Source organism: Lutibacter sp., assembly GCF_041596795.1.
GTDB lineage: Bacteria > Bacteroidota > Bacteroidia > Flavobacteriales > Flavobacteriaceae > Lutibacter.
This window is the reverse complement of the sequence record NZ_JBFHHX010000020.1, coordinates 1-18,257: the sequence shown is the minus strand read 5'-3', so window position 1 is coordinate 18,257 and position 18,257 is coordinate 1. Positions and strand designations below refer to the sequence as shown.

Here is an 18,257-nt window from a genome sequence, read left to right as displayed (position 1 = left end):
AATTTCCTATTTACATTCATTAAATAACTTTATATCACAATTTTGACAAATGTTTTTATCAAGTTTTTTAAAAATTGTTGAAACCGCAGTATTTTTATCTTTAAAAAAATTTTCCTCACCTATTTTCTCTAAAAATCCTCCATTTTGAAGAATATCTTGGCTAATTAATTTTAAACCAACAAAGTATATTCCACCTCCTCTTTTTTGCCATTTAAGCACTTCTTGGGTTAACCACTCTGCTCCAGCAACATCAATAAAATTAATACCATTTGAGAGGATAAGTAAATGTTGTTGTTTATTATCTTTATATAAATCACTAAAATAATTCGAAATTCCTTCAACAGCTCCAAAATAGATAGATCCATCTACACGAATCATTTTTAATTGTGGACATTCTTTAGAAGTATCATCTCTAATAATATTGATAAATTTATCTTGATAATTTTTACCAAATACTGCAATATTAGGATTCGAAGTTTTTTCTAAATAAAAAAATAATGAGATTAAAATTCCTAAAAATAAGGCAATATCTAATTCTAAAAACAAGGTACCTAATAAGGTAAATCCTAAAACTACAAATTCACGCTTACTACTCTTTATAATTTGCTTTATATGATGAAAATTAATTAAGTTATAACCCACTAACAAAATAATACCACCCATAGCAGGTTTGGCTAAATACGATGCGTAAGTTGCAAAAAACAACACTACAATTACCAATCCTATAGCCGAAATAATAGCAGATAATGGCGTTTTTGCACCAGCTTGGTAATTAACTCCGGAACGGGAAAATGATCCAGAACTTATATATGATGAGAAAAAACTTGAAACAATATTTGATAAGCCCTGACTAATAAACTCTTGATTATTATTTAATTTTTGTTGCGATTGCAATGCAATTACACGTGAAATTGAAACAGCTTCTACCAAACCTATTAAAGCTAAAGTTATAGCTCCAGAAGTTAACATTCGCATATTTTCAAAATTAAAATCAGGGATTTTAAAAGGCGGTAAATTAGATGGAACATGACCAATGGTTTCTATTCCTTGTGTAAATCTTCCTAAAAAAAGCGCTAGTAAACTTCCTAAAATCATAGCTAACAGCATATTTAATCTAGATATATATTTAATTTTTTTAATAAGAATTGCCAATAAAAGCGTTCCAATAGCAACTATAAGTACGTATATGTTTGTATCTTCTATATGTGAAATTATATACGCAGATATTTCGTAAAAAGAGCTTCCTTGAGGAACATCTATTCCAAAAACATGCTTTAATTGTTTAAAACCAATTAAAATACCAGCTCCAGCAGAAAACCCAATTACTACAGAATAAGAAACAAAATTTACTAATTTCCCCATTTTGGCAACTCCCATAAGTAATTTTATAACACCTGTCATAAACGATAATAAAATAGCTAAAGAAATAAAAGCTTCTAAATCTGATTCTGGGGTTATAAACTTACTAATTACAGCAAATGATACTATAGATCCTGTTGTTGTTGGTCCAGAAATTAGATGATACGATGATCCAAATATTGCAGCAATTATTGGAGTAATCATAGCAGTATAAAACCCGTAAACAGGTGGTAATCCGGCAATCATAGCAAAAGCAACAGCCTGAGGAATTACAATTATAGTTCCGGTAATTCCAGCTATAAAATCGTCTTTCCAAGTTTGCTTAACAAATGGTAACCACGTTAAAAATGGGAATATTTTTTTTAAACTCATATTCATAAGTTTATATAACAATTAGTAACAAAAGTACTTCGTTAATTATTTAGTATTGTGATGAAAGTCACATTAAAATTAAAATAATTCGCCCTGATTGTGGCTTTTAATTTTACCTAAATGTTTATATGCTAACTCGGTAACTTCTCTTCCTCTAGGCGTACGCATAATAAATCCTTCCTGAATTAAAAAAGGTTCATACACTTCTTCAATAGTTTCAGAATTTTCACCTACTGCTGTAGCTAAAGTACTAATACCTACAGGACCTCCTTTAAATTTATCAATAATAGTTGATAAAATTTTATTATCCATTTCATCCAAACCATGCGCGTCAACATTTAAAGCCTCCAAAGCATATTTTGCAATTTGTATGGTAATATTGCCATTGCCTTTAATTTGTGCAAAATCTCTAACTCTGCGCAATAAAGCATTAGCAATACGCGGTGTTCCTCTACTTCTACCCGCAATTTCAATAGCAGCTTCCATAGAAATTGGTACTTTTAAAATGGCAGAACTACGTTGAACAATTGTTGTTAACAATTCTGTATTATAATATTGTAAACGACTGCTTATTCCAAAACGTGCACGCATTGGTGCAGTTAATAATCCAGATCGTGTAGTAGCTCCAATTAATGTAAAGGGTTCTAAATCTATTTGAACGGTTCTGGCATTTGGTCCACTTTCTATCATAATATCAATACGATAGTCTTCCATAGCAGAATACAAATATTCTTCAACAACTGGACTTAATCTGTGAATTTCGTCAATAAACAACACATCACGTTCACTTAGGTTGGTTAATAATCCAGCTAAATCACCAGGTTTATCTAAAACTGGCCCCGAAGTTATTTTTAATCCAACATTTAATTCATTGGCTAAAATATGTGCTAAAGTAGTTTTTCCTAATCCTGGAGGACCGTGAAATAAAGTATGATCTAAAGCTTCGTTTCGCTGATTGGCAGCTTCTACAAAAATCTTTAAATTTTCTAAAACTTGCTCCTGACCAGTAAAGTCACTAAATGAAAGAGGACGTAATTTTTTCTCTACATCTAATTCTTCTGGAGAAAAATGTTCTTTGTCGGGATTCAAGTTATCATTCATAAAAACAAAGATAAATAATTAGCGATGGAAAATGGAAGAATGAAAATTAAAAATTTCACCAAAAAATAATCTAAAAAAAACTCAGCATATTTAAAATTGAAATATGCTGAGTTTTTATGCTTTATAACCAAATAATTTTATGATTCCTCTTCACCATCATACAATGGTGTTGTTTGCGTTACAAAATCACTCTCGTGACCAGGCTTACTATAATCATAAGCCCAACGGTGAACTGTTGGAAGTTCTCCAGGCCAATTTCCATGTACGTGTTCTACTGGAGTAGTCCATTCTAAAGTATTAGATTTCCAAGGATTTTGTTCTGCCTTTTTACCTTTATAAATACTAATAAAGAAATTTGCTAAAAATATAATTTGAGCTGCACCTCCTAATAGTGCAAACATTGTAATTACAATATTTACATCCGCAACATCATCAAATAATGGAAATGCCGTATTAGAATAATATCTACGAGGTAAACCTGCTAAACCAATAAAATGCATTGGGAAGAAAACACCATAAGCTGCAACAGCTGTAATCCAGAAATGCCAATAACCTAATGTTTTATTCATCATTCTACCATACATTTTAGGAAACCAATGGTATACACCCGCAAACATACCGTAAATAGCAGATACACCCATTACTAAATGGAAGTGAGCAACCACAAAATACGTATCGTGCACATTAATATCTAATGCGCTATCTCCTAAAACCAATCCTGTTAATCCTCCAGAAATAAACGTTGAAACCAATCCTATTGAAAACAGCATTGCTGGATTCATTTGTAAATTTCCTTTCCAAAGTGTAGTTATATAATTAAATGCTTTTACTGCTGATGGAATTGCAATTAATAAGGTTGTAAATGTAAAAACCGATCCTAAAAATGGATTCATTCCAGATACAAACATATGGTGACCCCAAACAATTGTAGATAAAAAGGCAATTGCAATAATAGAACCAATCATTGCTCTATACCCAAAAATTGGTTTTCTAGAATTTGTTGAAATAATTTCAGATGTAATTCCTAATGCTGGTAACAGAACAATATAAACCTCTGGATGGCCTAAAAACCAAAATAAATGCTCAAACAATACTGGAGATCCTCCTTGATAATGTAAAACCTCTCCTTGAATAAAAATATCTGACAAGAAAAATGATGTTCCAAAGCTTCTATCAAAAATTAATAATAAAGCTGCCGATAATAATACAGGAAACGAAACAACACCAATAATAGCCGTTACAAAAAACGCCCAAATTGTTAAAGGAAGTCGAGTCATTTTCATTCCAACTGTTCTTAAATTAAGTACCGTAACAATATAGTTTAAAGACCCTAATAAAGACGATGCAATAAAGATTGCCATAGAAATTAACCATAATGTCATTCCTAAACCAGACCCTGGAATTGCTTGCGGAAGAGCACTTAATGGTGGATAAATTGTCCACCCAGCTGCTGCGGGTCCTGCTTCAACAAAAAGTGAAATAACCATAATTACACTTGATAAGAAAAACAACCAGTAAGAAACCATATTTAAAAAGCCTGAAGCCATATCTCGGGCTCCAATTTGCAATGGAATTAATAAGTTACTAAATGTTCCGCTTAATCCGGCAGTTAATACAAAGAAAACCATAATGGTTCCGTGAATTGTTACTATAGCCAAATAAATATCTGGCGACATTACTCCTCCATCTTGATGACGTCCTAAAAAAGCTTCTATAATACTGAATGATGTATCTGGCCAAGCAATTTGTAAACGAAATAACATAGACATAAATACTCCTATAATTCCCATAAAAATACCAGTAACTAAATACTGTTTCGAAATCATTTTATGGTCAGTACTAAAAACGTATTTTGTAATGAATGTTTCTTTATGATGATGATTTGACATATTTTATTTTTTTAGTAAAGTAGTAGATTTTTATTGAACAACTTGTGCCATGGTTTTTTGACTTGCTAACCAAGAATTAAATTGAGCTTCTTCTTCAACAATAATTTTCATTTGCATATTATAATGTGAAGCTCCACATATTTTATTACATAGCAGTAAATAATCAAACTCATAAGGATCTTCACCTTTTTCAGCTCTTATTTTATTAATTCCTTCAACTTTTTTAATTGTTTTTTCATTCAATCGCATTTCTTCAGTTGTCATACTTGGGGTAAATGCAAATTCAGTAACCATACCAGGAACACAGTTCATTTGAGCCCTAAAATGTGGCATATATGCAGAGTGCAATACATCTTGTGAACGAAATTTAAAAATTACTTTTCTCCCTTTTGGCAAACGTAATTCTCTAGTAGGAACATCATCTAAGGCATTTTTATCTGTCATATCTACTCCCATTGTATTAATACCTTCAATGTTTCTAACATTTGCTAAACCTAGTTCATTATCATTTCCTGCATAACGAGCTTCCCATTGAAATTGCTTTGCATAAACTTCAATAATTAATGGATTTTCAGCATCAGAAGAATCCATAACATCATTCCAAACCGTTAATCCGTATAAAACCAGACCAGCTAATACAATAGCCGGAACCACTGTCCAAATTGTTTCCAATTTATGGCTATCGGCATAAAATAATGCTTTTCTACCTTTTACACCTCTATATTTAAAGGCAAAGTAAAATAATAAAAATTGAGTAATTGCCTGAACTACAAGTATTAATAACATAGTTATTAAATACAATGTATCATATTTTTCACCTTCAAGCGATGCTGAATCAGGCAGTAATAACGGAGAATATTTTACAAAGGAAAATATCATTAAACCGTAAAAGAAAATTCCAAAAAGGGCAAATAAAATACCCTGTGTATTGTTATCCTTTTGGGTGGCTATTACACCTTTTAAGTTAAAAATACTCGCTATTTGCCATATTGCCACGGCAACAACAATAGCAAGTACTACATAAAGTAATGCTGTCATATTTTTTTAGTTGTTAGTATAGTAATGTCAAATATAAAAAAAATCCTGAATAACTAAGAATTCAGGATTCATTAATACTTGATTTATATATTATTAATAGTGAAAATGTTCACTTTCTTTAATAAATGGGTTTCCTTTTGCTAATAAAGGAGCTTTAGATAATGCTGAGAATACAACATAAATAAATAAACCTAAAATTAATAGTACTGAGCTTATTTCAGAAATTCCAAAATACCATTGATCACCAACAGTTGCTGGCATAATCATTACAAAAATATCTACGTAATGACCAATTAAAATAATGATACCTGTACAAACTATAAACCAGTTTACACGTTTAAAGTCACTATTCATTAATACCAATAATGGAAAAACAAAGTTTAACACTAGCATTCCTAAAAAAGGTAATTTATAATCTCCAAATCTACTTACAAAATAGGTAACCTCTTCTGGTATGTTTGCATACCAGATTAACATAAATTGAGAGAACCATAAGTATGTCCAAAAAATACTGAATCCAAACATAAACTTAGCTAAGTCATGTAGGTGGCTATTATTTACAAACTCTAAATATCCCTTTCCTTTTAAATAGATAGAAACTAATGCAATTGTAGTAACTGCAGACACAATCATACTTGCAAAAACATACCATCCGAATAACGTACTAAACCAATGTGGATCTAAACTCATAATCCAATCCCAAGACATCATAGATTCTGTTACTAAAAAGAATACCAAAAATGCCGCTGAACGCTTAAATAATTTAGTATAATTGCTAACATCTCCTAGCGCAGCGTTGTCTTGTGCCAAGGTTAATTTACGTGCGTGCTGACGATACCAAATCCAACCACCAATATAAATAGCTGCTCTTGCTAAAAAGAAAGGTACGTTTAAATACCCTGCCTTATTTTGAATTAATTCATCGTGTGCAACTACTTCTGGATCCATCCAAATAAATAAATGATTTAAATGTAATGATGATAATACAAAAAACACAAATAACAACACACCACCAACAGGTAAATATGCTGTTATAGCTTCCATTACTCTAAATAGTACAACTGACCATCCTGCTTGAGCCGCATGTTGAATTGCATAAAAAGCTAAAGTAGCTAATGATATCATAAAAAAGAAAAACAAGGCAACGTATAATGCTGACCAAGGTTTATTTTTTAAATAATGATATGCGTGTTCTGCATGCGTATCATTTGAATGTGCTACATTTTCATGAGTTGCAGCAGCATCATTTGTAGTTTCATTTTCATGAACCGCAACTTCACCATGTGCATCATGACTTTCAGCCAACATTACTTTCACATCTTCTACTGAATTTGGTGTTGAGAAAAACCCATAGGCTACTCCCAAAAATCCTATAATCATTAAAGCAAATGAAAATTGTTTTAATTTACTTGAAAAGGTATACATATCTAAAAATTATATCTTTGTAAAAGTGTTATTTTAATAATTCTGTTCTAAGCTGTTGAACGTACATGGTAACTTGCCAACGTTCTTTAGCAGTTAACTGAGAAGCATGTGAACCCATCATATTTCTTCCATACATAATTACATGGTAAATACTTCCTTCAGTAATTTCTCTATCTTTATAATTAGGAACTCCTAAAAATTTGTCTCTTTTAACTAATTCTCCATCTCCTGCACCAGTACTTCCGTGGCAAGAAATACAATATATATCGTACATTTTTTTTCCATTAGCTATATTAGCATCGTTTACATCTAAAGGATTCTTTAAATCTAATTTGGCAGCCATATATCCCACCTCTGAATTCTCATAATCATACGGAACATGTCCACGAGCAATTGTACCATCAACAGGAGTTTGAGTAGTCATTCCATTTGCATAATTTGGGTTTTGAGAATATGTTTCGTACCCCACAGATTTATACATATCTGGCATATATTGATAATTAGGCTTCGTTTTATCTCCCCAACAAGATGATAACGAGAATAAGAAAGCCAATGCTATTGTTATTTTTAAAATGTTTTTCATTTTAATTGTGCTTTTCTGTTACTTTAATTTCTACAGTTCCTGTATTTTCTAAAAAAGAAACCAATTCATTTTCATTTCCATCAACATACACTTCCATTACAAACATATCGTCTGTAGTTCTAGGATCAGGATTTTCAGCTTCTTTAAAAGGCCATAATCTACTGCGCATATAAAATGTAATTACCATTAAATGGGCTGCAAAAAACACACTTAATTCAAACATAATTGGTACAAACGCAGGCATATTTAAAAAGAAACTAACGCTTGGTTTTCCACCAATATCTTGTGGCCATTGCTCTATCATCATATAATTCATCATCCAAATAGCGAAAGAAAAACCAACACAACCATATAAAAATGCAGTAATTGCAATTCTGGTTCCTTTAAGTCCCATTGCTTTATCTAATCCATGAACTGGAAACGGAGTGTACACTTCTGCAATATGATGATTTGCTGCACGTACCTCTTTAACGGCATCCATCAGGATGTCATCGTCGTTATACATTGCTTGTATTACTTTTGAGCTCATATTTACCCTTTATTTTTTAAGTTTTTTGCTTGCCCTGCCCAATCATCTCTTAAAGCTCTTCCTTTAAAAGAGTCCATTAATGAATCTAACAAGTCATATTCTTTTTCTGTCATTTTACTCACCTGATCGAAAGTAAAAATACCTATTTCGTTCAAAGTTTCTTCTAATTTAGGCCCTACTCCACTAATTAACTTTAAGTCATCAGCATTTTGGGTACTAGCATCAAAAGTTCCTAAAGCACTTAATAAATTATTTTTTGAAGAAGATGTATCTTCAATTTTATCAGCACTATAAGATTTTACAACTTTTTTAATTGGCGCTGGATTTTTACCACCAGCATCTCTGTACAATTTATAGTTTTCACCTGATGATTTTAATATCGATTTTACTTCGGCCTGCGCAATTACAGGGAATGTTCTAGCGTATAATAAAAATAATACAAAGAAGAATCCAATTGTTCCAACATAAATTCCAATATCAACAAAAGTTGGAGAGAACATTGTCCAAGATGATGGTAAATAATCTCTGTGTAATGAAGTTACAATAATTACGAATCTTTCAAACCACATTCCAATATTTACTACAATTGAAATAAAGAATGAAAACATTATACTTGTACGTAATTTTTTTGACCACATAAACTGCGGTGAGAAAACGTTACAACTCATCATTAATAAATAAGCCCACCAGTAAGGTCCTGTTGCTCTGTTTAAAAAGGCATATTGTTCGTATTCAACACCTGAATACCAAGCTATAAATAATTCTGTAATATATGCACATCCAACTATTGAACCTGTAATCATAATTACAATGTTCATTAATTCTATATGTTGTACTGTAATATAAGCTTCTAAATTAGAAACTTTTCTCATAATAATTAACAAGGTGTTTACCATTGCAAATCCAGAGAAAACTGCTCCAGCAACAAAGTATGGAGGGAAAATTGTAGTATGCCAACCTGGAATAACTGAGGTTGCAAAGTCAAAAGATACAATTGTATGCACAGAAAGCACTAATGGTGTTGCTAAACCAGCTAATACCAATGATACTTCTTCAAAACGTTGCCAATCTTTTGCTCTACCAGACCAACCAAAACTTACTAAGCTATAAATTTTCTTTTGAAAAGGTTTTACAGCTCTATCGCGTAACATTGCAAAATCAGGTAATAATCCAGTCCACCAAAAAACTAATGAAACAGATAAATAGGTTGAAATTGCAAAAACGTCCCATAATAATGGAGAGTTAAAGTTTGTCCAAAGTGTTCCAAATTGGTTAGGGATAGGTAATACAAAGTGTGCATTCCATACACGACCCATATGTATTACTGGGAATAAACCCGCCTGAACAACAGAAAAAATTGTCATTGCTTCTGCAGATCGGTTAATACCCATTCTCCATTTTTGACGGAACAATAATAATACAGCGGAAATTAATGTACCAGCGTGACCGATACCTACCCACCAAACGAAATTGGTAATATCCCAAGCCCATCCAACGGTTTTATTTAATCCCCAAACTCCAATTCCTGTTCCTATGGTGTAAAAAATTGATCCTAATCCCCATAAAAAGGCTAGTAATGCAATTGTAAATGCAGTCCACCATAATTTATTTGCTTTACCTTCAATAGGAGCTGCTACTTCCACAGTAATATCGTGGTAGCTTTTATCTCCAACAATTAAAGGTCTTCTAATAGGTGCTTCGTAATGAGACGACATAATTCTAATTTAATTATTATCTATTATTATTAATTTATGCTTCTTGAGTATTTCTTACTTTCACATGGTATACAACATTTGGTTTTGTACCTACATGCTCTAATAAATGATATGCTCTTTTATCTTTAGTTAACCCTGTTACAGTGTCTTCTTCTTTATTTATATCACCAAATACCATAGCGCCAGTACTACATGCGTTTGAACATGCAGTTGAAAACTCATTAGTATTTACTGGTCTTCCTTCTTTTTTAGCTTTTAAAATAGTTGCTTGTGTCATTTGAACACACATAGAACATTTTTCCATAACCCCACGAGAACGTACAGTAACATCTGGATTTAATACCATTTTACCCAAATCATCATTCATATTGAAATCAAATTCACTGTTATTTGGATAATTAAACCAGTTGAATCTACGTACTTTGTATGGGCAGTTGTTTGCACAATATCTTGTACCTACACAACGGTTATATGCCATATGGTTTTGACCTTGACGACTATGTGATGTTGCTGCAACAGGGCAAACTGTTTCACAAGGTGCGTGGTTGCAATGTTGACACATTACAGGCTGAAAGGCAACCGAAGGATTTTCAGATGCATGTTCCAATTCTGCCATTGTATCCTTATATCCAATAACTCCTGTTCCAGCTTCTTTCTTCTCATTATCTCCTGCAAAATCTTCCTCATGAGAATAATATCTATCAATACGTAACCAGTGCATATCTCTAGATTTTCTAATTTCTTCTTTACCAACTACCGGCACATTATTTTCAGCGTGACAAGCAATAACACATGCTCCACAACCTGTACAAGCATTTAAATCTATTGATAAATTAAAATGATGCCCTGTTGATCTATCGAACTCTTCCCATAAATCCACAGAAGATGCATCAACTTCATTATGATTTAATGAAACCTTTGGAACTTTATTCCATTCTTTTGAGTCTACATTATTATAATCCTCAATTGTTGTTTCCTTAATAATATCACCTCTACCCATTAAAGTATTGTGCAACTGAACACACGCAAATTCGTGTTCTCCAACAACTACTTTTAAACTTACATCTGCTTGATAATTATTGGAACCTTTATAAAATTTATATGCATTTTTTCCGGTTTGCATTTCTGGTTTTAAACCTTGCTTGCGACCATAACCAAGTGCTAACCCTAATGATCCTTTCGCTTGCCCTGGCTGAATTAACGCTGGTAAAATTTCAGAAACTCCATTTACGGTTAATTCTACTAAACTTCCGTTTAAAGCACCATTTGCAACGTGATGATTTACAACTCCAATTGCTTTAGCATCTGCTTTAGAAATTGTTAAATAGTTATCCCAAGATGTTCTTGTAATAGGATCTGGAAACTCTTGTAACCAAGGGTTATTTGCCATTTGACCATCACCCATTCCTGTTTTTGTGTACAATGCTAGCTCTAATTCGCTTCCTTTAATTACTGCTAAAGCTGTAGCTGCAGCATCAATATCAACATCTAATGCTGTTACTTCTGAATTTACTTCAGTAGTAAAAATACCATCGTGCAATGCCTGATTCCAAGAAGTTCCTCCTAAAATATCAGAATTCCAAGATTCTTTTAAGAAATCGTAATAAGAAGTTGAACTACCTATCCAAGTTAATACCGTGTCTTGAAACTGACGTGTATTAAATAATGGTTTAATAGTTGGTTGCATTAAACTATATTGTCCTTTTTTAATAACAACATCTCCCCAAGATTCTAAATAATGAGGAGTAGCTAAGGCAAACTGAACAGCATTTGCTGTTTCATTATCCTGCATAGAAAAAGCAACGGATAATCTTACTTTTTTTAACCCTTCAACAAACTCCAATGAATTTGGTAAAGAATATACTGGGTTAGAATTATTGATAATTACAGCTCCAATTTTGCCAGCATTCATATCGGCAATTAATTTAGCTACCTCTACATCATTCCCTTTTCTTATATTTTTTGTTGCAACTACATCTATAACTTCACTTGCAATATGTTTATTAATTGCTAACGCCAACAACTGCGCATTTTTATCTTGAATTCCCGTAACTACAACTGCCTTTGTACCAGCAGCTTTAATTTGAACTGCAGCTTTTAAAACAACATCACTTAGCGGACTAGCTTCTCTGGTAGATATACCATTAACTACAGCATTATATAATTTTATTAGGGCTAAATTTTGCTCCGATGGTTTTACCATAAAACGCTTATCTGCATTAGCTCCAGTTAAAGTCATATTCGATTCAATTTGAATATGACGAGACATTTTTCCATTTTTAGGAACACGCCCTTTTGCATATCCAGCATCGAATCCTCCTCCTTGCCAATCTCCTAAGAAATCTGCACCAATAGAAACAATTACCTCAGCTTTATCTAAATGATAATCTGGTAAAGCTCTTGAGCCATACATTTCTTCAAAAGCATCTAATGCAGCTGATTCTGAAACGGCATCATATATAACATGATTTACTGTTCCAAAAGTTTCACCTAATTTAGCTATTAATTTATTGGTTGATGGACTTGCACAAGTTCCTGTTAACACAGCAATTGGCAAACCTGCTTCTTTTACTTCATTTAATTTTGATATAATTTGGCTATCAGCATCACTCCAAGAAATTTCTGAACCATTAGCTTTTGGTGCCTTTAAACGAAAACTATCATATAATGATAAAACTGATGCTTGCACACGAGCATTTGTAGCTCCATTCGCTTCTTTATTAGGTTCAATTTTTATTGGTCGCCCTTCTCTTACCTTAACTAATACATTTGCAAAGTCAAATCCATCAGCCATTGTTGTTGCATAATATTCCGCAACACCAGGAATAATATCATCGGGTTTTATAACATAAGGTATTGATTTTACAACCGGACCTTCACAGGCAGCTAATGATGCTGCTGCTGTTGTAAATCCAACATACTTTAAAAAGTCTCTACGTGAAGTTGATGAAGCCTCTAAAGTTTCTTTGTTTCCTAAAAACTCATCAGTAGGAATTTCTTCAACAAACTCGTTATTTTTTAACGTATCAACAATAGAACTATTTTCGTTTAGTTCTTCAACACTTTTCCAGTATTTTTTGTTTGATGCCATTTTATATTTTGTTATTTACTTTGTAATTAATATTAATAGTGACATTTACCACATTCTAAACCACCCATTTGAGCAGCTGTCACCTCTTTTACACCGTACTTTTTAGCTAATTGATCGTGAATATTTTTGTAATATCCATTTTCAGTCATATCAACTTTTGTAGTTCGGTGACAATCAATACACCATCCCATTGTTAATGGTGAGAACTGACGCATTTCGTGCATGGTTTCAACAGGTCCGTGACATTTTTGACAATCTAACCCAGCAACTGTTACGTGCTGAGAGTGATTATAATAAGCAAAATCTGCTAAATTATGAATACGCACCCACTCAATAGGTTTTTGTTCAAAACCTTCAATGTATTTCACATTTTCTTTATCCCAACCAACGGCATCGTATATTTTTTGGATTTCTTTATCCAAATCTTCTTTAGTATGCCCATCAAATAATTCTCCATTATATTCAGTAATAGATTTATGACAGTTCATACAAACGTTAGCGGTTGGAATTCCAGATGTTTTACTATGTTTTGCAGATGAGTGACAATATTGACAATCAATTTTATTATCACCAGCATGAACAGCATGAGAAAATGCAATTGGTTGAATTGGTTGATATCCTTCATTAACATCAATTTGTAATAACCAAGAGAACAATAACCAAGCACCTCCTAACAATACAAAGATTAAGGTTAAGAAACGTAAGAAAGGGTTAAAAATCATAGATTTTAACATGCTTACTGTTTCTTCTTCTCCATCTACTACTTTTTTATTTGTAGTTGCAGCAACTACAATTGACAATAGTAAAAATGCCAATATTGTAATTAATAATGATGGAAGAATTCCAATACCAGGCTTATTAAATATCTCTTCGCTTCCAGCTGTACTAACAGTAGTAGCTACAGGTTGCACGTCTCCAACTGCTAAATACTTTAAAACATTATCAATGTCTTCATCTGTTAACTGAGGGAAAGGAGTCATAGCTGAAGGATTACTATCCTGAACTTCTTTTGCTAATTTATCTCCAGACGCAACTAAAGCATTATTATCTTTAATCCAAGCTTTTAACCAAGCAGCCTCACGCTTTTCTGTAATTTTTAAAAGTTCAGGGCCAATAAGCTTCCCTTCTAATTTGTGACAAGCTGCACAATTAGCCTTAAAAATTTGTTTACCTAATTCAACTCCAGGATCGGCTTCTTGTGAAGCAGCAACCACTGCAGAAGCAGGTTCACCTTTTGTATAAGCTAAAATATCAATAATATCCTGATCGGATAATTGAGGATTAGCAGTCATTGGCAATTTATTGTTCTCTTCGAAAACCTGAATTGCAAGTTTGTCTCCTGATTTAATCATTCCCGGACTATCTTTAATCCAAGAAATTAACCAATCTTGATCTCTTCTCTCTGTAACTCCTTGCAATGCAGGACCTACAAGCTTTTTATCCAACTTATGACAAGCTGCGCATGTAGATTTGAAGAGTTTTTCTCCATTAACTACATCGCCTTCTTGAGCCGTTAAATTGAGTGAAAATAATAAAAGGAAAGCAAGACTACTAATGACTAATCTTGATAAGGGACTGTGTAATTTCACACTTTTCATACTTAAAAAAATCTTTTCTTTCTTGTTTGGTACAATATTTTCATGTAATAATATATGACAAAAGTCATTTTTACACGATTTAACAAAAGTACTATTAATATATAAAACAAAAAATCTAAAAATAATGTTAAAGTTAATTTATATTGATTCTAAATAATAAAAATAACCATGTGTATTTCAGATAAAACTATAAATTTGAAAAAAATTAAATTTTTTATGAATATTTTATCAAAAAGAATGGTATTGTTAGCTTCTATAGCTGTGTTTTTGAGTTTTAATTTCGCTTATGCACAAACAGAAAGTGATAAAATTGCAAAATTGATTGAACAAAAAAGAGTTAACAACAAGAAAAATAAATACTATGGGGGTTTTAAAATTCAACTTTTTAACGGAAATGAGTCTCAAGCATATAAAATAAAGCGCGATTTTGATGCTGCATATCCAGATTATCCGACGGTAATAATCTATAAATCTCCAGAATGGAAAACTCAAGTTGGTCCATTTAAAACTAGATTAGAGGCAGATAGAACTTTGCTAATTATAAAAGACAAGTTTATTGGAGCAATTGTATTAGAAGAAAAACTATAAAAACCAATAATTTACAAACAAAAAAAAGAGGCTGATGCCTCTTTTTTTTTATATATTAAAATTAAAATTATCTTTTTAATTTCTTTTTAACTTCTACTTCTTGATATGCTTCAATAACATCTCCAACTTCAATATCGTTGTAATTTTTAATTTGAAGACCACAATCATATCCTTTTGAAACTTCCTTAGCATCATCTTTAAATCTTTTTAAAGACGATAATTCGCCAGAATAAACAACAACACTATCTCTAATAATTCTAATTTTAGAATTTCTAAATATTTTTCCACTAGTTACCATACAACCAGCAATATTTCCAACTTTAGAAATTTTGTATACTTCTCTAATTTCAACATTACCAGTAACTTCTTCTTTCAATTCTGGAGATAACATTCCTTCCATTGCATCACGAAGATCATTAATTGCATCATAAATAATAGAGTATGTACGTACATCAATTTCTTCATTATCAGCTAATAGTCTAGCATTACCAGAAGGTCTCACATTAAATCCAACTATAATAGCATCAGAAGCTGAAGCTAACAATACATCAGATTCGGTAATTGCACCAACTCCTTTATGAATAATATTCACCTGAATTTCTGCAGTAGAAAGTTTTTGGAATGAATCAGTTAAAGCTTCTACAGAACCATCCACATCACCTTTTAAGATAATATTTAATTCTTTAAAGTCACCTAAAGCAATACGTCTTCCAATTTCGTCTAAAGTAATATGACGTTGTGTTCTAACAGATTGTTCACGTTGTAATTGAGATCTTTTTGAAGCAATTTGTTTTGCTTCTTTTTCATCTTCAAAAATATGGAACTTATCACCTGCTTGAGGAGCTCCATCTAAACCTAATATTGAAACCGGTGTTGATGGTCCTGCTTGTTTCATTGAATTACCTCTTTCATCAAACATAGCTTTTACTTTACCACTATGTTTTCCTGCAAGCATATAATCTCCTATTTTTAAAGTTCCTTCTTGAACTAAAATAGTAGAAACATAACCTCTACCTTTATCTAATAAGGCTTCTACAACTGTACCCACTGCGTGTTTATTAGGATTTGCTTTTAAATCTAGCATTTCTGCTTCTAATAAAACTTTTTCAAGTAATTCTTCAACTCCTTGTCCAGTTTTTGCAGAAATTTCGTGAGATTGAATTTTACCTCCCCAATCTTCAACTAAAAGGTTCATTTGAGAAAGTTGCTCTTTAATTTTTTCAGGATTCGCAGCTGGTTTATCTACTTTATTTATTGCAAATACAATAGGTACTCCTGCAGCTTGTGCGTGACTAATTGCTTCTTTTGTTTGAGGCATTACATCATCATCCGCAGCAATTACAATAATTACTAAATCCGTTACCTGAGCTCCACGAGCACGCATTGCCGTAAAGGCTTCGTGACCAGGAGTATCTAAGAATGCTATTTTTTGTCCATTTTTTAATTGAACTCCATAAGCACCAATATGTTGTGTTATTCCACCTGATTCACCAGCAATTACATTCTCTTCTCTAATATAATCTAATAACGATGTTTTACCGTGATCCACGTGTCCCATTACCGTAATAATTGGAGCTCTTGATTCCAATTCTGCTTCGGTATCTACATGTTCTTCAATAGATTCTTCTACTTCTGCTCCAACAAAATCTAATGAATAATCAAATTCTTCCGCAACAATTGTTAAAGTTTCAGCATCTAAACGTTGATTCATTGTAACCATCATACCTAATGACATACAAGTTCCAATAATTTTTGTTACTGGAATATCCATCATAGTAGCAATTTCACTTACAGTTACAAATTCTGTAACTTTTAAAATTTTACTTTCTGCAGCTTGTAATTCTTGATCTATTTCAGATTGTTGACGGTGTAAATCTCTTTTATCTCTTCTATATTTAGCTCCTTTACCTTTTTTAGATTTACCTTGAAGTTTTTCTAAAGTTTCACGTACTTGTTTTTGTACATCTGCTTCAGAAGGTTCCTCTTTAATAATAGGTTTTCTACCTCCGCGTTGTGCATTTCCACCACGTGCCGCAGGACCTCTTTGAGAAGTTCCAGGAGCCCCCGGCTTTTTATCAGCACCAAAAGGTGTTTTTTTAATTCTTCTTCGCTTCTTTTTATTCGGATCAGAAGTATCTCCTTCTTTTTTAGTTCCTGCCGCTTGAGGTTCAGGTTTTTTCTTTTTAGGTCTTTCAAACTGTTTTAAATCTATAGTTTTTCCAGTAATTCTTGGACCCTCTAATTTTTTGTATTTTGTTTCAATAGTTTGAGACTCAACTGGCTCTATTACATCTTCCACTTTCTTTTTAGATTCTTGACCTTTTGGAGCAACTGGTGGTTGCTTTTCAGGTTTTACAAATTCTTTTTTAGGTGTTGGTGTAACGGCAGCTTTAGGTTTCTCTGTTTCCACAGTTTTACTTATTGGTTTTTCCACTATTGGTTTTTCTGTTTCAACTACCTTATTAATTGGCTCAACTATTGGAGTTTTAACTTCTTGTTTTTCCGGTTGTGGTTTTACTTCCTCAACTACTTTTGGTTTTTCCTCAATAACTGGCTTTTCTTCAGCTTTTTCTTGAACTGGTGGTGTTACAACAGTTTCTTTTTTAGGTTCAATATCAATTTTACCCACTGTTTTAACCTCAAGCTTTTCTGCTTTTGCTTTAACAACTACCTTTTTAGCTTCTTCTTCAACCCGATGTTTTTCTTGTTTTTCTTCTAAGGCAATACGTAAAGCTTCTTTTTCTTTTCGTTTTTCCTCACCTACTTCTTTAGATTCAGCTTTTTTGCTTTTATCAGTTTGAAAACCATCCAATAATATTTCGTATTCATCATTAGAAATTTTGGTTGTTGGTCTAGCTTCAATATCAAAGCCGTGACTTGTTAAATGCTCAACAGCCCTGTCTAATGAGATATTTAATTCTCGTAATACTTTGTTTAGTCTCAATGTTTTGTTGTCAGCCATATAGTTA

Annotated in this window: 12 protein-coding genes; 1 reads left to right on the top strand and 11 read right to left on the bottom strand. The window is 32.4% G+C overall.

Annotated features, from left to right (window positions below; translation table 11 throughout):
• Window positions 1–6: 6 nt before the first annotated feature.
• From ABY298_RS04160 to ABY298_RS04115, 10 genes are all read right to left on the bottom strand, one after another.
• Window positions 7–1,731, bottom strand: a complete 1,725-nt coding sequence (locus ABY298_RS04160; protein WP_372744743.1) for a SulP family inorganic anion transporter — start codon at window positions 1,729–1,731, stop codon at window positions 7–9.
• Between the two features lie 78 nt (window positions 1,732–1,809).
• Window positions 1,810–2,832, bottom strand: coding sequence for a Holliday junction branch migration DNA helicase RuvB (ruvB, locus tag ABY298_RS04155; RefSeq protein WP_372744742.1), 1,023 nt, complete (start codon window positions 2,830–2,832; stop codon window positions 1,810–1,812).
• A 137-nt stretch (window positions 2,833–2,969) separates the two neighbouring features.
• Window positions 2,970–4,721 (bottom strand): cbb3-type cytochrome c oxidase subunit I, encoded by a 1,752-nt coding sequence (locus tag ABY298_RS04150; protein WP_372744741.1) that lies wholly within the window; start codon window positions 4,719–4,721, stop codon window positions 2,970–2,972.
• Between the two features lie 30 nt (window positions 4,722–4,751).
• Entirely contained in the window at window positions 4,752–5,759 is a 1,008-nt protein-coding gene (locus ABY298_RS04145; protein ID WP_372744740.1) for a cytochrome c oxidase subunit II, read from the bottom strand.
• 93 nt (window positions 5,760–5,852) lie between these two features.
• The gene (locus tag ABY298_RS04140) at window positions 5,853–7,184 is read right to left on the bottom strand and encodes a quinol:cytochrome C oxidoreductase (RefSeq protein WP_372744739.1); all 1,332 of its coding nucleotides are present in this window, start codon (window positions 7,182–7,184) and stop codon (window positions 5,853–5,855) included.
• A 28-nt stretch (window positions 7,185–7,212) separates the two neighbouring features.
• Window positions 7,213–7,767 (bottom strand): cytochrome c, encoded by a 555-nt coding sequence (locus tag ABY298_RS04135; protein WP_372744738.1) that lies wholly within the window; start codon window positions 7,765–7,767, stop codon window positions 7,213–7,215.
• A gap of 1 nt (window position 7,768) precedes the next feature.
• On the bottom strand, window positions 7,769–8,296 hold the full coding sequence (locus tag ABY298_RS04130) for a DUF3341 domain-containing protein (protein ID WP_372744737.1): 528 nt from the start codon (window positions 8,294–8,296) through the stop codon (window positions 7,769–7,771).
• 2 nt (window positions 8,297–8,298) lie between these two features.
• Window positions 8,299–10,011 (bottom strand): NrfD/PsrC family molybdoenzyme membrane anchor subunit, encoded by a 1,713-nt coding sequence (gene nrfD, locus ABY298_RS04125; protein WP_372744736.1) that lies wholly within the window; start codon window positions 10,009–10,011, stop codon window positions 8,299–8,301.
• Between the two features lie 34 nt (window positions 10,012–10,045).
• Window positions 10,046–13,102 carry a TAT-variant-translocated molybdopterin oxidoreductase gene (locus ABY298_RS04120; RefSeq protein WP_372744735.1) on the bottom strand — a complete coding sequence of 1,019 codons (3,057 nt, stop codon included), beginning with the start codon at window positions 13,100–13,102 and terminating at the stop codon, window positions 10,046–10,048.
• Between the two features lie 32 nt (window positions 13,103–13,134).
• Complete coding sequence (locus ABY298_RS04115; RefSeq protein WP_372744734.1) at window positions 13,135–14,700, bottom strand: c-type cytochrome; 1,566 nt, start codon at window positions 14,698–14,700, stop codon at window positions 13,135–13,137.
• 216 nt (window positions 14,701–14,916) lie between these two features.
• Here ABY298_RS04115 and ABY298_RS04110 point away from each other — a divergent pair, with 216 nt between their 5' ends.
• On the top strand, window positions 14,917–15,288 hold the full coding sequence (locus tag ABY298_RS04110; protein WP_372744733.1) for an SPOR domain-containing protein: 372 nt from the start codon (window positions 14,917–14,919) through the stop codon (window positions 15,286–15,288).
• A gap of 67 nt (window positions 15,289–15,355) precedes the next feature.
• On the opposite strand, the gene infB is transcribed toward ABY298_RS04110, so the two are convergent.
• Window positions 15,356–18,250, bottom strand: a complete 2,895-nt coding sequence (gene infB, locus ABY298_RS04105; RefSeq protein ID WP_372744759.1) for a translation initiation factor IF-2 — start codon at window positions 18,248–18,250, stop codon at window positions 15,356–15,358.
• Window positions 18,251–18,257 lie beyond the last annotated feature (7 nt).